Source organism: Nitrospirota bacterium (assembly GCA_016194305.1).
Taxonomy (GTDB): Bacteria; Nitrospirota; Nitrospiria; order JACQBW01; family JACQBW01; genus JACQBW01.
The window spans coordinates 90,526-106,451 of sequence record JACQBW010000033.1 but is presented as its reverse complement, the minus strand read 5'-3'; the positions used below and the strand labels follow the sequence as shown (position 1 = coordinate 106,451).

The following is a 15,926-nucleotide window of genomic DNA, read 5'->3' as shown; positions in this document are numbered from 1 at the left end:
TGGCTGGATCACGATCTGATTTTCATTATTATCGTTAATGACCATGACATTTTTTGCAACCTGGGCAATTTTTTTGCCGTCCTTGTTATAAGAGGTAGCATTAATAACCAGCTGGTTATTATTCCCCACTTCAAAACTGATTAACGGTTCATTATTGACAAAAAGGACTTTAGGACAACCGTCAAAAACCTCTTCACCGATCATAAATTTTTGTGCTGACATGGAAGATTCCTTTTATATGAATAAATCCGGTTAACGATATCGAGGCACAGCCGGATCGACTTTCAGCGACCAGGCCTCAATTCCACCTGCCATATTCTTAACATTCTTAAATCCGCACGATTGCAGATATTTCATCGCTTTAAAGCTTCGTACACCCATATGACAGAGACAGACAATCTTCATTTCCGGATCCAATTCGTCTTTTCTCTTTTCTAACTGTCCAAGCGGAATTAAAACAGAACCTTCGATTTTAGCGGTCTGATATTCCCATGGCTCCCGGACATCCAGAATGGTTAAAGAGTTCCCGTCAGCGATCATTTTCTTAATCTCTTCGGCACTTAAATTGTCTTCGCCTCCAAGCGCTGCAAATCGTCCTTGAAAATCAAACATGCGAGACTCCTTATTTCATCTATCTGCAATCCTGATAGTACTGAATATACAGGATTGGAGTCAAACGACAATTTATTATACCAAAAACTGGCTGATGAGAGAAGGAAAACGAAAAAAGACCTGTTCAGCCTTGATAAGAGCAACCTGACAATATCCCAAAAAGTGGTAGAATTAGATCTGAATGTTACGGAATCAGGAACCTGATCTTGCGGGATTTCTATGGATCTAAGTCAGAGAATTGTGGTTCGGTTTCAGGATGGAAAGGTTCTTAAGGGAACGACCCAGGATTTCTTCCCCAATAAGGACCGGTTCCATTTAAACCAGACAGACGGAGAATCCTTTCCGGTGCCTGTCGAAATTTCCTTAACTCAGGTGAAAGCGGTATTCTTTGTAAAGGATTATAAAGGGAATAAAGAATACCAGGCGCCCAGCGGCTTTGAGGGATCGAGCCAGTCTCAATATGGGAAGAAAGCGATGATCCATTTCAAGGATGGGGAGATTCTGTATGGGTATACTCAGGGATTTTCGCCGGGCAGGTTAGGATTTTTTCTCTTTCCACACGATGCGAATTCCAACAATCTGAAAGTGTATATTGTTCAAGCCTTTGTTAGTAAACTCGAGTTTCCGAAGTAAGCGGGATTTTTTGCTTCAGGCAGCCGGGTGTCAAAATCACCTACCGAAGTAAAGGTACCAGGTAATTCCAGACATTGACCAATACAATTTTGTAACCTTCTGCTGTCGGGTGGAGCCCATCCGCCTGATTCAAACCCTCCTTTGCAGCCGTTCCCTCAAGTAAGAAAGGTATCAATTTCAAACGATACTTTTTGGCCAGGCGAAAATACATTTGATGAAATCCATCCGTATAATCCGCTCCATAATTAGGAGGGAGTTTCATTCCTGCCAACAATACCTTGATCTTCCTTTTCTGCAGAATTCCTATCATTTTGCCCAAATTGGATTCGATCAGGCCTAACGGGACACCTCTCAAACCGTCGTTGGCTCCCAGTTCCAGGATCACAATCTCAGGATTATGCCGGATCACTTCGTCTATTCGTGAGAGCCCCCCACTGGTTGTTTCTCCGCTGATACCGGCGTTCAAAACGCGATAGGAAAAATGATTCTCCCGCAACCGTCTTTCCAGAAGTGCCGGATAAGCCTCATCAGGAGTCACACCGTAACCAGCCGTCAGACTATTACCAAACGCTACGATGAGATGGGAAGATTTTTCAATGAAATTTTGATCTCCCCGGGCAGTGGCTATGGTCGTCAAAATTAGAATAAAGCCACCGAAATGTTTTAGAATGTTTCTCATGAAGTAATGATTCAACCATCCATTAGTTTGTGTATAATAACATAGAACATTTTCTCTCATCTCAAATTATTTATAGTCGCAGGAATGGCTTATGATTTTGGTTAAAGAGCTTGTAATGAAAGTCAAGAGCGGTTCAAAAGTGCTGACTATTTTAGACCATATCAATCTGGAAATCGGGCAAGGTCAGTTTATCGCGGTGATGGGACCCTCCGGAAGCGGCAAATCGACGCTCTTAGGGCTCCTGGCAGGCCTCGACAGGCCCACATCAGGAACTATTGAGATCGATCGCCGTGCTTTGGGACTGCTGGATGAAGATGAACTAACCACATTAAGGGGGAAACAGATCGGTCTTGTCTTCCAGTCCTACCAGCTGATTCCTCACCTAACCGCTCTTGAAAATATTTCAGTGCCGATGGAGTTGAACGGAGAAATGAACATTTCCGCCCGTTCGCAGTCACTCTTAAATGAGGTGGGTCTCCTAGAGAGGGCCGGGCATTTTCCGCTCCAGATGTCGGGAGGAGAGCAACAGCGTGTTGCCATTGCCAGAGCGTTTTCAGTCAATCCCCCCATTCTCTTAGCCGACGAACCGACTGGAAATCTGGATGAGGATACCGGAAAAAAGATCGTCGATCTTTTGATCGCTTTGCATCGGAAAGAGAAGAATACCATGGTCTGGGTGACCCACGATCCGGACATCGCGAATCTGGCCGATCGGGTTATCAAGCTTAGAAATGGAAGGATTGAGCTCTCGTGATGAACTTCTCTTATATCATCCGGATGGTTTGGAGGGAAATTCGATCTTCATGGCGTCGTTTTGGGTTCTTTATCTTCTGCATATCTCTTGGTGTGGCCGGAATCGTCACGGTCGGGGCAATTTCAAACCAGGTAGAGCGTTCGATGATGCGGGAGGCCAAAAGCCTGCTGGGAGGAGACATCGAAATCGAGATGAGCCATCCGATCTCAGCTCAGGGTTACGATTACATCAAGGGACTCGAAAAGAAAGGGATCCGGGAGACTCTGGTCTATGAATTGATTGCCATGGCAGGAAAACCTGGCGGCAAGGAGAGCCAGCTAGTCGAACTGAAAGCCGTACGTCCGGAATATCCACTCTATGGGGACCTGATTCTCGAGCCTGCGGGAGTTTTGTCCTCTTTTTCCTCGCCCGGAAAGGCCTGGGTTGAAAGCTCGTTTCTTGCCAAGCTTGGGTTAAAGGAGGGTGAAAAGATCCAGCTTGGTCAGTCCGAATTGGTCATTGAAGGAGTGATTCAGAAAGAGCCTGACCGGATGACCGAAGCCTTTAGTATGGGGCCAAGAATTCTCATTTCCGAATCTTCCCTTAATGAGACTGGCCTGATTCAGCCTGGAAGCAGAGTCCGATATCGATATCTGCTCCAGCTCCCTCACACCCTCAGCCCGGTTCCCCTTCTCGAGGAGCTCAAAGAGGCATTGACCGGAGATAAAGCCACTGTGGAATCTTACCGGGAGGCCCAGCCAAGGCTTCGCCGTTTTCTCAATAATTTGACCATTTATCTTGGTTTGATGGGAATGGTGGCACTTTTTATTGGCGGGATCGGGGTTGGAAATTCCATCCACGCTTACGTGAAAGAAAAAAGTGAAACGATGGGTATTCTCAAATGCCTGGGAACAACCTCTCGCGTGCTCTTTACGATCTATCTGATCCAGTCTCTGATCATGGGTCTTGCAGGTGCATCACTCGGCATCTCCATCGGGCTTGGCATCCATGCCTTATTTCAAGGGACTCTTCGAGGAATGATTCCCCAGGCGGGGTCGTATGTTTTTCCATTCATACCCATTGTTCAAGGAGTTCTTGCCGGAATAGGAGTGATCCTCCTGTTCTCAATCATTCCCCTTTATCGAATAATGGATCTTTCTCCATCGCTTATCCTCCGCGATAAGATTCTTCCACCGACCCGGGCAATCAAGGGGGTTCGCCGATGGATCACGGTGATTCTCATTGTGTTGGGGTCAATTTTCTTTGTTTTCTGGGTAGCGGAAGATATTCGAAGAGGAGCGCTCTTTCTAGGAATTTTCCTTGCTTCGGCACTTGTGCTCAGGCTCGCAGTCCTGTTGTTGCTTAAAGGAATCAAATATCTTCGTCCCGCCTCCTTTGCGATCAGATACGGGGTCGCCAATCTGCATCGCCCGGGCCAGTTTGTCCAGTCAGTCATTTTGTCGATCGGTCTTGGGACGACTGTGGTGACCGCCATATTGTTCATCCGGGCCGGTATGATTCAACAGGTGACTTCCAATATTCCGGAGCGGGCCCCTTCTTTTTTCTTTGTCGATATCCAAAACAATCAGGTTGGCCCGTTTGAAAACCTCGTCGAAAACAGATACCGTGAATGGGGATTCCCGGCGGGGCATGATCTCAATCCAATCCTTCGGGGAAGGCTCTATGCGGTCAACGGCTCACCGCTTGCTCAACTAAAAAGTAATCAGCAGTGGTACTTTCAGAGGGAGTATGTCCTGACCTTTCAAGAGAAGGCTCCCGAAGAGAATCGGATTATCCAGGGTCAATGGTGGAGCGAAGAAGAGGGAAGAGAAAAGGATCTGATTTCGATCGAAGAAGATCTAGCCCGCCATCTCGGCGTCGGAATCGGCTCGACCCTTACGTTTGACCTTCAGGGGTCGCCTGTCGAAGGCGTGATTACGAACATCCGGAGGGTTAACTGGGAAAATCTGCGAACCAATTTCTTTGTGATTTACACTCCGCATGCTTTCAAAGGAAAGGGAGTGACCTACATAGCCACCTCACGAGCACCACTCAATCAGGAGTTGGCCTATCAGGGAGAAGTCGTTGCTCTTTTTCCGAATGTGACGGTGATCAACGTGAGGCATATTCTCGACACCCTCAAGGATATCATGAGAAAAATCCTTTTGGCTGTTCAGTTTATGGGAGGATTTACTGTAGGAGCGGGATGGGTGGTCCTTGCCGGATCGATGGCGGCCACACGATACTTCCGGCTAAAAGAGGCGGTTATCCTTAAAATACTCGGAGCCACTCGGCGAAAGATTTCACACATGTTTATTGCGGAATATGCACTTCTCGGAATGATTGCCGGAACGATTGGCGTCGTCATGGGGTCAATCCTTGCCATTGTATTTTTAAAATATATTCTGGAGATAGAATGGAAAATGCCTTTTGTTATTTTTCCGACGGTCGTGATGGCAACTGTTTTGCTGACGATCGTCATCAGCTATTGGATAACGGGGCGTGTTGCACAAAGAAAACCGATGGAACTCCTCAGAGAGAACTAGCAGGTTGTTGAAAAATCCTGTTAGAATACAGGGTTATTCTTGAATCCTGTTGACTGTTATTCTGAAGTCTGGTACCAATAAGGTTAGCCCTGATTCATAAGGCCGATGTAGCTCAGTTGGCAGAGCAGCTGATTCGTAATCAGCAGGTCGGTGGTTCGATTCCACTCATCGGCTCCATTTTTTAGTAGTAAAAACAATTAGTTACGAAACATTCCAGAATTGTCCATTCCTTGGAATCTCTCCATTTGAACGCCTTGTAGACAGCATTAAAAAATAAATATATGGTCAGATGTGAAAACAGTAGATCTTTTGATGGAAATTTCCAAGACCGAAAAAAAATTGAGAGAAACGAAATTCTTTTTGGATAATCTTATTGCTGTCCACCGCCACCCTACCGAAGCCCATCCGGAAGCATTTGAACATTATTTAAGCGCGTTCCTAAGTGCCGGACGTAGCGTTACGATATATTTGCAAAATGAAGCAAAAAAGGAATATGACGAGTTTTTTCCAGTATTCGAAAAGAGCTTGTCACCTCAGGAGCGTTCTCTTTGTCAGGAAATAATAAACCAACGCAATAATGAAACTAAGAGTTCAGGGGCGGAATTTGAAAAGAAAGACAGGACTGTCCATTCGCCGATTGGTCCGGAATACGATGTAATTCCAGCCCCGGCTCTCTTTAGTATTGATCCCAATTTGGGTTTTTTTATTTCGATTAATATACCGCAGTACTTTTTCAAGATTGATGGATCTCATCCGTCCGAACTTATTCAGGCCTTTCAACAATACGTAGCCATATTGGAAAGATGGCTTAAGGAATTTAAAGAGAAATACTCCGTAAAGGATGTGTAGACTGAATGATATCAATAAAATGAAGAGTTCCCTTTATTGGTTTGTCCGGCTCTTGGGTAATCTAAACGCCGTGAAAGGGACCATGCGCCATTGAGAAGCGATTTGAATGGCGGATCATGGGGAAAAGTTTTCAGCCAAACGTCTATGGAAGCAGGAAAAATGGGTGACCCTAATTAATGTTATGCTAACCCTGATTACTACAGTTATGGGCCTGATAATTTGACGGTGGTTTAAATAGGGGAATCCATGGAGACAGTAATAGCTTTCTGTTTAAAATGTCAATTTGCCTTTTTTACCAGAAATGTGAAACAGATTATTGGGAAACAGCATGGAGTTATTAAGGGCCTTTGCGATAAATGCATGTCTGAAGAAATATTAAATACGGACGAGATAGACTTTGAACGAATAATTAGGGAAAACGAAAAACAGGGTGTAATCGAAAGGCCAGAAAATAGGGCAGAGCTTTTAGAATGGGTCGCGAAGTGGCTGGAAGTTTCATGAAATGAGCAAATTCGAATTGATCTCTTTGAAATGGTCTACATGAATCTAGATCGGAAAAGATTAGCCTACCACGAGGCCGGCCACGCCGTCCTAAGCCACCATTTCAATCAGATAGCCTTAAAGATCACCATTGAGCCTGAAGGAAACTTCTTGGGTTTTCATCAAGGAAAGTCTTTAGAAGATTTTCCGGATCTAAATGCAATAGAGGATCCGGATGAATATGAAAAATGGACAAAATTATATGAAGAAGAGATTCTGATTTGTCTGGCAGGACCTGAGGCAGAAGGATTGTTTACCGGAGAGTTTGATCTGACCGCTCAAGGAGAAGATTACGACAAGGCTTCCTCGTTGGCATTAAGACTTGGGTTAGACAATTATGATAGTTATCTGGATCAGCTAGGCGATTGGTTGGAGTCGGGAAATATAAAACGAAACATTAAAATAATAGCAAGAGGACTTCTTGACAAGAACACCCTCACTGGGGAAGAAATAGACAAGCTCTTAGGATCTAAGAAATGAACATTCTTGATCCGGAAATCCTTAGGGCGCCAGTCTGCAGACGAACCCTTATTAAATGGTTGATGCTCTCCCTGGCGGGGACTTTTTTGTTTTCGTTCCGTTCATTTCGGGCAATTGGTGCAGAGAGCCTTAAATCGTTTCAAGTCGTCAAATCCGATGGAGAGTGGAAAAAGATCCTTACGCCTGAGCAGTATCGGGTTCTCCGGCAGGAGGGGACAGAACCTCCTTTTGAAAACAAATACCACGATAATAAAGAAAAGGGGAGCTACTACTGCGCCGGCTGCGATCTCCTTTTATTTTCCTCGAAAGACAAATATGATAGTCAAACCGGCTGGCCTAGCTTCTGGCAGCCGATGTTTTCGGATGCCATCGGCACCAGGACCGATTTCAAACTCGGTTATCCCAGAACCGAAGTTCATTGTTCCCGATGCGGCGGGCATCTGGGGCATGTTTTTAATGACGGCCCCGCTCCAACCTATTTGAGATACTGCATCAATTCCGCCGCGCTCATTTTTAAACCGTCCAAATAAACTTTCGTTCGGATCCCCGCTTTACCTAAAAAACAGTCAGTCCAAGATCGACTTCATGATTGGCATTCTTGGTCCAAGATGAGATAATAGAAAGGTGAGGTCGAAGGCGACCGGATGTTCTTCAGTCACTCTGCGAGTGGTCTATGAAGGAGTATATCGATTATTATAAATTGCTTGATGTAAGGCCTGGTGCGACGACGCTTGAAATAAAACAGGCCTATTATTTGTTTGCGCGCAAGTTCCACCCCGATATTCATCATGAAAAGGAATCGGAAGAAAAAGCAAAAAGTATTTTCCAGGATATTTCCGAGGCCTATTTTATATTGTCGGACCCAGCTTTAAGGGCAGAATACGACCGAAAAACCTGTCGTCGTCCGTTTCTTTTTCAAAAAGGCGGTCTTCAAGCTAATTTTGGATTTGCCAGAGCGAGGGGAAAAGGCCACCGAAAGATAATTTGGACTCCCTATCCTTCGTTAAACTTTCTTTTTGACATGGTTGAATTGGGAATTATGCTGATCATCCTGGCACTTCCATTTATGGCCCCCTTTATCTTGATTTACTTTTTTCTTCTGTCTATTCGCTACTAAAATCAGAGTTCAATCGGATCCCTTTTCAACCCGAAGATTCAGATTGTCTTGAGATGATTCGAAGTTGGTCCGGAATATCGTGTTCGAGGGTATACCGAATGACCCACCTTGGAACATAGAATGCGGGCTTGAATTTGAGCATATAGATCAGCAGGGTGCCTTTCCCCTCTTCAACCTGTTTTAAGATCCACTTTCCTGAAAAGAGTTCCATATCTCCCCCGATTTTGTAGAAAGAGATCTCACGATCTTTCTTCTCAGAAATATTTAAAATAATTTTGATCTTTTTTCTAAAAAATAAGAAACGGTTCCGGCTGATCTGTTCAAGTATAATCTGATCTTCGGTTCTGCGAACGATTCGGCTCGATTCCATCCCGGGCAAAAAATCGGCTAGGTGATCGTAATTCGTCAAAGTATTCCATACCTTTTCAGGAGGGGCGGGAACCAAAATCTGGGCAGTGAGTGTCATGGGCCATTTAGTTTGGGTAAATTCCAGATCAACCGATTCATCTGACGCTGACGCTGATAGGCAGAAGAGGGTTATTCCAAAAAAAAGAACTGCGGAGTTAAAAAACATTTTTTGCCCCATTATCAGGAAAACTCTTTCGGATAAATAACCTTTTCAAGATAAAGGGCATAAGGCGGAGCCGTTTTGCCCGCCAATGTCCGATCTCTTGCTGCCAGAATTGTTTTGATCTCTCCGGGCTTCCTCTTTCCGGTGCCGACTTCCACCAGAGTCCCTACAACGGTTCTGACCATGTGCGTCAGAAAGCGATCTGCAGTTAACCGAATCCGGATCGAATCCTTTTCTCTTAAAATTTCTCCCTTAAACAGGTGACATATTTTCGAATCAGATTCCGACAGTGAAGAAGCGAAAGAGGTGAAATCATGCTGTCCGATTAGATCATTCAATGCTCTTCTCATGGAAACCAGATTAAGTGGATAAAAAATAGTCCACTCTCTCTTAAAAAGAAAGGGAGATCGATCTTTTCCGATCAAGTAAATGTAACTTTTTCTTCTAGCGGAATAGCGGGCATGAAAAGCCTTTGGAACAATTTCAACCTGGTTCACCGACACATCGTACGGAAGGAGCGCGTTAAGCGCCGTTTTCCACTTTTTCTCCGATAACAATTTTTCTGAATTGAAATTGGCTGCCTGTCCTATTGCATGAACGCCTGCATCTGTTCTTCCGGCGCCGGTCAATCGAATTTTCTCTCCTCCGGTAATCGTTTCAATGGCATGGGTCAGAACTTCCTGAATCGTGACCACGTTAGGTTGAGTCTGCCATCCATGGTAGCGGGATCCGTCGTAAGCAATCGTTAATTTAATATTGGGCATGTCAATTTCAGGTATTTAGCCCGAATAGGGATTTTAAAAAACAGAGGGATTCGAGTTGGCCGCGATGAACTTCGTAATTCCTTCAAGGAGCGATTCTGCCATCAGCTGGCGGTACGATCTGTTTTTAAGCCGTTGTTCTTCTGCTGGATTGCTGATAAACGAAACTTCCGCCAGAATACTTGGCATCGATGTATTGATCAGGACATAAAATGGGGCCGTTTTAACACCCAGGTCTACGACCGGATAGGAAGGCCTAAGCCGGTTCATAAAGGAAGATCGGGTGGCATGGGCCAATTCCAGGGACTCCCCTTTTTTATATTCCTGAAAAAGATCCTTTTTTATCGATACAAGATTCTGGTCCAGCTGGCTGGCCTCTTCTTCTGAAACATTATTTTCCCGGGCGGCGGTTCTCAGCGCCCGCTTGTCTGAAGATTTGCCGAGGAGGTAAATTTCAACCCCTCGTGTCGTCCTGTGGGGTGATGAATTGGCGTGAATCGAGATAAATAGATCAACATTCGCCTCGTTGGCCATCTTAGTACGTTCTCCCAGAGGAATAAAAACGTCGTTGGAACGGGTCATCATAACCTCGACTTTTAACGATTTTAAAAGAAGTACCTTCAAACGCAGGCCGATGTCGAGGACAGCTTCCTTTTCTGAATACCCTCCGAGCCCGACCGCACCAGGATCTTTCCCTCCATGCCCGGGATCAATCATAATTTTGCGAATCCCCTGATTGTGAGAATTAAAATCCTCTACGGTTTTCTTGGGAAAAGGTGTTAGGGGGGGTTGATCATGGGGAGTGTTTTCAACTTTTTGAATCTCTGAAAGCTGGAAATCGATGACCCATCGATGGGGATCATTCAACTGCGAAATATGGAAACGATCGTACGGAATATTGAGCAGGGAAAGGCGGGTTGTTTGTTCTTGAGGCTCTAATTCCGCCTTCATCTCCTTCCTTCCTAGCGTGTAGGATTTCTTCTCAAGGTTTGCATTGATTTTTGCATTTACAAAATCGATCTGGAGCAGATTGGCCTCTCTATTTTCATGTGTCTCGTAAATAGCTCTGTCCTGCAGGTCAAGAACAACTCTTAAGTGTTTGCCCTGGAGGGAATGGCGCAAATTGACAACGGTGTTGGGCAGGGCGGAGACAGGGTTTCTCGCAAGACCTTCCGACTGAAGTCTTCGCCAGTAATCTTCTTTATTCCGGTCTGACGGATTCGCCGAAATATTCCCTAAGCGATGATAGAAGTCAATCAGTTCCGAAATAGCCTCCATCCGGATCGCTTCAGTCGGGGCCTCGTGATAATAGCGCTTTTTAGCCACTGCGATACAAGCCCGCCAGTAGGAACTCTTTTTCTTGGGGAGAGCTTTGGCAACAGAAATGTCGCAAGATCTTAATTTCGAGAGAGGCAGAGAAGGGGCTGAAACCTCATCTGCCAGGCTGGATCCAGAAAAAAGTGAACTAAAAAAAAATAATAGGACTAAATGACGTATCGGTAAGGCAATGACGGAACGCTTCACTCAAACTCCTTGAAATCCCTTTTAAAATTATATCAATGGCGGATTGTTGTCAAATTATTTGAGAATTTAGGTTTGACTCAGTGCTGTATTTCAGATATTTTGTAGGATTAATTTTGAAAAGGGGATAGCATGTTTGAAATCATGGTGGAGGATTCATTTTCCGCCGCCCATAAATTGAGGAACCAGCAGGGCAAATCGGAAAAAATTCATGGTCATCACTGGAAGATTCAGTTCTTTGTCTTATGTAAAGATCTGAACTCTTCCGGCATCTCAATCGAGTTTAATCAGCTTAAAAAAGAACTTCGTTCACTGATCGATCCGCTCGATCGGTCATTTATCAATGAAGTATTTCCGTTTACAGAAATTAATCCGACGAGCGAGAATCTATCCAAATGGCTTTACGATACCCTGACAAAAAGAATCGATAGCGATGACATGGAAGTGTCCCGAATTGTCGTTTCTGAGGAAGAGGGACTTTCGGCGACCTATTTTGAAGATTAGCGTAATTCGGGTCGTTCTGATCGCACCGGGCTTGGTTTAACGTTTAAAAAATCGGGAAGGAAAAGAAGAATATGGAAATCACGCTTTCATTGGTTAAGCCGGATGGCGTAAAAAAAAATAATGTGGGAGAGGTAATCAGAAGATTCGAACAGAAAGGACTGCGTGTGGTCGGTTTGAAAATGCTTCAATTGACCAAAAGAGAAGCGGAAGGTTTTTACCTGGTTCATAAAAGCCGCCCCTTTTTCAACGACCTGACCACGTTTATGAGTTCAGGTCCTATTGTGGCGATGGCGCTTAAAGGAGAAAATGCCATTTCAAAAGTCAGAGAGATTATGGGAGCCACCAATCCGAAAGATGCGGCGAAAGGGAGCATTCGAGGGGATCTCGGCGGCGGCATCGAAGAAAATGTCGTACATGGTTCCGACTCAAAGGATTCAGCACTTTATGAACTTCCCTATTTTTTTAATACTCTGGAACTAAATGGCCAATAGCGTCAAGTTTGCCGTAAGAAGCAACGCCATCATTATCGGAACAGGACTTTCCGGTCTTGTCGCCGGAGCGGTTCTTGCCAGGGGAGGCAAAAAAGTAACCGTTCTTCTGGACGAAAAGGCACGGGAAGAGAAACCACTCTTTTCTCCCTTTCCGCAGCCCTTGCTTTCTGTCGGTTTCGAGAGGGATAGCCCGGTCGAAAGGATCTTTAGCGAATTGGGGATTTCGTTGTCATTGCTTCGCAGATCCAATGACCTTTTCAGGAAAAACTCAGCCTGGCTCCAAATTATTTTTCCTGAATTCCGGTTTACGATCTATTCTGACCGGAATGAGACTTTGTCCAATTTGAAAGCGGGTTTTGGAGAAAGGGTTCTGACTTTCAAGCATTTTCTTGAAAAAATGGATTCATGGATTCCGGTCTTGACTCCTTATTTATATGACGAGGGCATCCCACCCTTAAACAAAGAAAACTGGCTTCGTCCGCTTACGGACTGGTTGTGGTATCGATTCAAGGTTGCGCGGCTTCGAGTCAAGAATGCGGCCCAATTCTGCCAGGAATGCGGGCTCGATGAAGACGGAATAGCCTATTTTAACGCGCTGGTCATTTTTCAGACGGGTCAGACGCTTCAAAATATTTCCACGCTTGAATTATTCAGGCTCCTCCAGTTCATCAGCCATGACCCCCTTGTAGCAACCAAAAGCCTATCTGGATTGAGTGAACTCTTCCTAAAGATCATCAAGGAGAATAAGGGAGAGGTCTTAACCCTGACGCCGAACTCCCTGAGGTTTGAAAAGAAACGAATTGCCGGGATCGAGTTCCAGGGAAGAGAAGGGATCGGTTGCGATTGTCTGATCTGGAATCCCCGAAACGGAAATCTTCAGGGAGAAAGAGAAAACAAAATCTTTCAGTTATTTTTTGAATTGGACGAAATGATGATTCCAACTTCGATGGCTGATTTTCTGATCCTTAAACGAAACCCGCAATTGCCTCTGGAAAAATTTAATTTTCTCTATCTTTCCATGGCAGAGAAGGAAGTTTCAAATTCGAAGGAAGTCAAACAGAGCTCATCCAAAAGAGGGTTGGTGGTTCAATGTCCGGTCGATTCTGGCGGACCGGAAGTCAATGAGAAGGAACTGGCAAAAGAAATTGAAGAACGGCTGGTCTGGTTAATGCCCTTTGCGGAAAATCATCTTCGTCTTTCCGGAATCCTGTTGAACCAGCCGGAATTAAAGTATCCCAGCTTTTTCCCGCAGGAAGCGATCCGAAAAGCGGGAAATCCGCGGAAGAAATCCTGTCCGGTGATTTTGCTTGGAAAGTCATTTTATTTTTTTCCACACCTGGCCACCCCCTTTCTGATTCATTCGTCCCTCATCAAAAGAGGTTACGATCTGGCAAATATCGTGAAAGCAGGAAATTAATTTATAATGAAAACGCAACTATATCACTATCATCCTTGGAGGGTTTCATGAAAAATGAGGATTTGAAATTTTCAACCGATCATGAGTGGGTCCGGAAAGAGGGGAAAAGAGCCGTTATCGGCATCACGGATTTTGCGCAAGAATCTCTGGGAGATATCGTCTATATCGAGTTGCCTGAGGTTGATCTCGAATTGGCCGCTGAGGATGAAATTACCGAAATTGAGTCGACTAAAACGACGTCTCCGGTTCTCTCACCCGTGAGCGGCCGCCTTATTGAAGTCAATCAAGAACTCGTCGAAAGACCGGAATGGTTGAATGAAGATCCTTACGGCGCCGGTTGGATCGCTGTCATCGAGATGTCAGACCCTGCTGAACTGGACAATTTAATGGACCACAAAGAGTACAATGAATTCATTCGGGAAGGGCAGGAAGAGGAGGAATAAGGAGCGTTTTTTTAAAATATGCCTGCTTTTCCTCTCCGCGGGTTTGGCCATCGCAATTCAGCAAAACATGCTTTCGGAAAAACGATCTCTAATAAGCTGGCGCCCGGAGACGAGTCATTACGGTTTTCCAAACGAAAAGTGGAATGGACCCGAAGAAACGGACCTGGACGCAGACGCCACGAAACTGGATCTTAATCGGGCCTCCTTGGAGGAATTTAAACGATTGCCTGGTGTGGGAGAAAAGACCGCAGAGAGGATTCTCGAATTCAGGAGGAAACACGGAACTTTTCATGCCATTGAAGAGTTGATGGCGGTGAGGGGTATTGGAACTCTGAAATTTGAGAAAATGAAATCTTTCATCACGGTAGACGATCAACATGAAAAACAATGATGAAGTAAAAAAGGCAGTCGATTTCCTTTCGAGGGGCTGTGTCGAAATTATACAGAAAGAGGAGTTTGTTGAAAAGATCGAACAATCTATTCGGCTAAAGAAACCGCTCAGAGTCAAAGCGGGATTTGATCCGACTGCCCGGGACCTTCATCTTGGTCATACGGTTCTGCTCTATAAATTGAAAGCCTTTCAGGAGCTGGGTCACGTTGTTATTTTTCTGATCGGCGATTTTACCGGAACGATTGGCGACCCCAGCGGAAGATCCGAAACGCGTAATGCTTTATCGAAGGAAGAGGTATTGCAGAATGCGGAAACGTATCAGGAACAGGCATTTAAAATTTTAAATCGCGAAAAAACAGTTATTGAGTTCAATAGCCGATGGATGGGGAACATGTCCTCAGAGGCGCTTATTCAGTTGAGCGCTCATTACAGTGTTGCGCGAATGCTGGAACGGGACGATTTTCAGAAAAGATATCTAGCTCATCAGCCGATTTCAATCCATGAATTTCTCTATCCTTTGATCCAGGGCTACGATTCTGTTGCGTTGAAAGCAGATATCGAAATCGGGGGAACGGATCAGAAGTTTAATCTTCTGGTCGGACGTGATTTGCAGCGATCATATGGCCTAGCACCCCAGGTGGTGATGACGATGCCTCTGCTGGAAGGAACGGACGGAATTAGAAAAATGAGCAAATCCTACGGAAACAGTATCGGCCTGACAGAGTCCCCTACAGATATGTATGGCAAGGTGATGTCGATTAATGACACGGTGATGTGGAAATATTATGAACTTTTGACGAGTGAACCACTGGAAGAATTAAAGAAACTTCATCCGATGGAAGCCAAAAAAAGACTCGCTAGGGAACTGGTGAGCAGGTATCATGGCCAGGAAGTATCCGTAACTGCCGCAACAGACTTTAGCGGGAAATATAGTCAAAGAGAGTTTCCGGAGGACCTTCCTGCTCTTTTGCTTTCAGAGTTCATTCACGAAACCGGGGATGGATTCGTTCCCCTGGTTTCACTTTTGGTTAGACAGGGAGTGACCAGGAGCAATAGTGAAACGAGGCGCTTGATAGAACAGGGCGGAGTAGAGATCAACGCGATCCGGATGACCGATCCGTTTTTCAAACTGGAATTCAAAAAGAGCGGACAGGAATTTCGGATAAAGATTGGAAAAAAGGGATTTATGCGTCTGATCGATGCTTAGATGTTTTTTTTGTTTTTGATTTTTATCTTGCTTTTTTTTATAAAATCCTTATTTTATTAGAAAATATTGCCGGACAGCGGAATCATCGAACGATTAATAATAACAATGTGGAGGTTTTATGGCAAAGTCTATGACCAAATCAAAAGTCCTGGATCATCTATCTAAAAGACTGGATCTTTCCAAAAAGAAGGTGAATGAAGCTCTCGAGGAGCTCGTGGGACTTGCTTATCGCGAAGCAAAAAATGCGTTCACGCTTCCAGGAGTTGGAAAACTGGTTGTGGTAAACCGGAAAGCGAGAATGGGGAGAAACCCCCAGACCGGCGCGGCAATCAAGATACCCGCCAAGAGAGTTCTGAAATTTCGGATTGCGAAAGCTGCGAAAGATGCAGTCTTGGGAAAGAGATAACCGCAGCATTATTTGAGAAGTTAAT

Annotated in this window: 21 protein-coding genes and 1 tRNA gene; 16 read left to right on the top strand and 6 right to left on the bottom strand. The window is 44.8% G+C overall.

Translation table 11 applies throughout. The annotated features are described in order from the left end of the window. Together HY200_10165 and HY200_10160 are read right to left on the bottom strand one after the other, a co-directional pair. On the bottom strand, positions 1-222 hold a 222-nt coding region (locus HY200_10165; protein MBI3595309.1), incomplete at its 3' end, for a hypothetical protein. A 30-nt stretch (positions 223-252) separates the two neighbouring features. Continuing rightward, complete coding sequence (locus tag HY200_10160) at positions 253-612, bottom strand: rhodanese (protein MBI3595308.1); 360 nt, start codon at positions 610-612, stop codon at positions 253-255. 219 nt (positions 613-831) lie between these two features. On the opposite strand from HY200_10160, the gene HY200_10155 reads away from it, so the two are divergent. Next, a complete protein-coding gene (locus tag HY200_10155; GenBank protein MBI3595307.1) occupies positions 832-1,245 on the top strand; it encodes a hypothetical protein in 414 nt (137 codons plus the stop codon). 40 nt (positions 1,246-1,285) lie between these two features. Here HY200_10155 and HY200_10150 read toward each other — a convergent pair whose 3' ends face one another. After that, the gene (locus HY200_10150; protein ID MBI3595306.1) at positions 1,286-1,924 is read right to left on the bottom strand and encodes an arylesterase; all 639 of its coding nucleotides are present in this window, start codon (positions 1,922-1,924) and stop codon (positions 1,286-1,288) included. A 91-nt stretch (positions 1,925-2,015) separates the two neighbouring features. Between HY200_10150 and HY200_10145 the strand changes: the two genes are divergently transcribed. The 8 genes from HY200_10145 (at position 2,016) to HY200_10110 (ending at position 8,189) form a co-directional block, all read left to right on the top strand. Next, on the top strand, positions 2,016-2,678 hold the full coding sequence (locus HY200_10145) for an ABC transporter ATP-binding protein (protein MBI3595305.1): 663 nt from the start codon (positions 2,016-2,018) through the stop codon (positions 2,676-2,678). Then, the gene (locus tag HY200_10140) at positions 2,678-5,203 is read left to right on the top strand and encodes an ABC transporter permease (GenBank protein ID MBI3595304.1); all 2,526 of its coding nucleotides are present in this window, start codon (positions 2,678-2,680) and stop codon (positions 5,201-5,203) included. Before HY200_10145 ends, HY200_10140 begins: the two co-directional genes overlap by 1 nt. A 101-nt stretch (positions 5,204-5,304) precedes the next feature. Then, positions 5,305-5,380 (top strand) — tRNA-Thr (locus HY200_10135). A 135-nt stretch (positions 5,381-5,515) separates the two neighbouring features. Further along, positions 5,516-6,052, top strand: a complete 537-nt coding sequence (locus tag HY200_10130) for a hypothetical protein (protein MBI3595303.1) — start codon at positions 5,516-5,518, stop codon at positions 6,050-6,052. A 246-nt stretch (positions 6,053-6,298) separates the two neighbouring features. Further along, complete coding sequence (locus HY200_10125; GenBank protein ID MBI3595302.1) at positions 6,299-6,553, top strand: hypothetical protein; 255 nt, start codon at positions 6,299-6,301, stop codon at positions 6,551-6,553. Positions 6,554-6,592: 39 nt separating this feature from the next. Beyond that, on the top strand, positions 6,593-7,072 hold the full coding sequence (locus HY200_10120; protein ID MBI3595301.1) for a hypothetical protein: 480 nt from the start codon (positions 6,593-6,595) through the stop codon (positions 7,070-7,072). A 62-nt stretch (positions 7,073-7,134) separates the two neighbouring features. Beyond that, entirely contained in the window at positions 7,135-7,602 is a 468-nt protein-coding gene (gene msrB / locus HY200_10115) for a peptide-methionine (R)-S-oxide reductase MsrB (protein ID MBI3595300.1), read from the top strand. Positions 7,603-7,745: 143 nt separating this feature from the next. Continuing rightward, positions 7,746-8,189 carry a J domain-containing protein gene (locus HY200_10110; GenBank protein MBI3595299.1) on the top strand — a complete coding sequence of 148 codons (444 nt, stop codon included), beginning with the start codon at positions 7,746-7,748 and terminating at the stop codon, positions 8,187-8,189. Between the two features lie 25 nt (positions 8,190-8,214). Here the strand turns inward: HY200_10110 and HY200_10105 are convergent, their stop codons facing one another. Genes HY200_10105 through HY200_10095 form a run of 3 tightly spaced genes read right to left on the bottom strand, consistent with a single transcriptional unit; the run spans position 8,215 to position 11,045 of the window. After that, the gene (locus tag HY200_10105) at positions 8,215-8,763 is read right to left on the bottom strand and encodes an SRPBCC family protein (GenBank protein ID MBI3595298.1); all 549 of its coding nucleotides are present in this window, start codon (positions 8,761-8,763) and stop codon (positions 8,215-8,217) included. A gap of 14 nt (positions 8,764-8,777) precedes the next feature. Next, positions 8,778-9,524 carry a tRNA pseudouridine(38-40) synthase TruA gene (gene truA / locus HY200_10100; protein ID MBI3595297.1) on the bottom strand — a complete coding sequence of 249 codons (747 nt, stop codon included), beginning with the start codon at positions 9,522-9,524 and terminating at the stop codon, positions 8,778-8,780. Positions 9,525-9,557: 33 nt separating this feature from the next. Beyond that, positions 9,558-11,045 (bottom strand): N-acetylmuramoyl-L-alanine amidase, encoded by a 1,488-nt coding sequence (locus HY200_10095; protein ID MBI3595296.1) that lies wholly within the window; start codon positions 11,043-11,045, stop codon positions 9,558-9,560. 129 nt (positions 11,046-11,174) lie between these two features. Here HY200_10095 and HY200_10090 point away from each other — a divergent pair, with 129 nt between their 5' ends. The 7 genes from HY200_10090 (at position 11,175) to HY200_10060 (ending at position 15,901) form a co-directional block, all read left to right on the top strand. After that, positions 11,175-11,546, top strand: coding sequence for a 6-carboxytetrahydropterin synthase (locus HY200_10090; protein ID MBI3595295.1), 372 nt, complete (start codon positions 11,175-11,177; stop codon positions 11,544-11,546). 71 nt (positions 11,547-11,617) lie between these two features. Further along, positions 11,618-12,037, top strand: a complete 420-nt coding sequence (ndk, locus tag HY200_10085) for a nucleoside-diphosphate kinase (protein ID MBI3595294.1) — start codon at positions 11,618-11,620, stop codon at positions 12,035-12,037. Then, positions 12,027-13,454 carry a hypothetical protein gene (locus HY200_10080; GenBank protein MBI3595293.1) on the top strand — a complete coding sequence of 476 codons (1,428 nt, stop codon included), beginning with the start codon at positions 12,027-12,029 and terminating at the stop codon, positions 13,452-13,454. Before ndk ends, HY200_10080 begins: the two co-directional genes overlap by 11 nt. A gap of 47 nt (positions 13,455-13,501) precedes the next feature. Further along, positions 13,502-13,897 (top strand): glycine cleavage system protein GcvH, encoded by a 396-nt coding sequence (gcvH, locus tag HY200_10075; GenBank protein ID MBI3595292.1) that lies wholly within the window; start codon positions 13,502-13,504, stop codon positions 13,895-13,897. 67 nt (positions 13,898-13,964) lie between these two features. Further along, the gene (locus HY200_10070) at positions 13,965-14,288 is read left to right on the top strand and encodes a helix-hairpin-helix domain-containing protein (GenBank protein MBI3595291.1); all 324 of its coding nucleotides are present in this window, start codon (positions 13,965-13,967) and stop codon (positions 14,286-14,288) included. Then, positions 14,275-15,495 (top strand): tyrosine--tRNA ligase, encoded by a 1,221-nt coding sequence (locus HY200_10065; protein ID MBI3595290.1) that lies wholly within the window; start codon positions 14,275-14,277, stop codon positions 15,493-15,495. Before HY200_10070 ends, HY200_10065 begins: the two co-directional genes overlap by 14 nt. A 118-nt stretch (positions 15,496-15,613) precedes the next feature. Continuing rightward, a complete protein-coding gene (locus HY200_10060; protein ID MBI3595289.1) occupies positions 15,614-15,901 on the top strand; it encodes an HU family DNA-binding protein in 288 nt (95 codons plus the stop codon). The last annotated feature ends 25 nt before the right edge of the window (positions 15,902-15,926 follow it).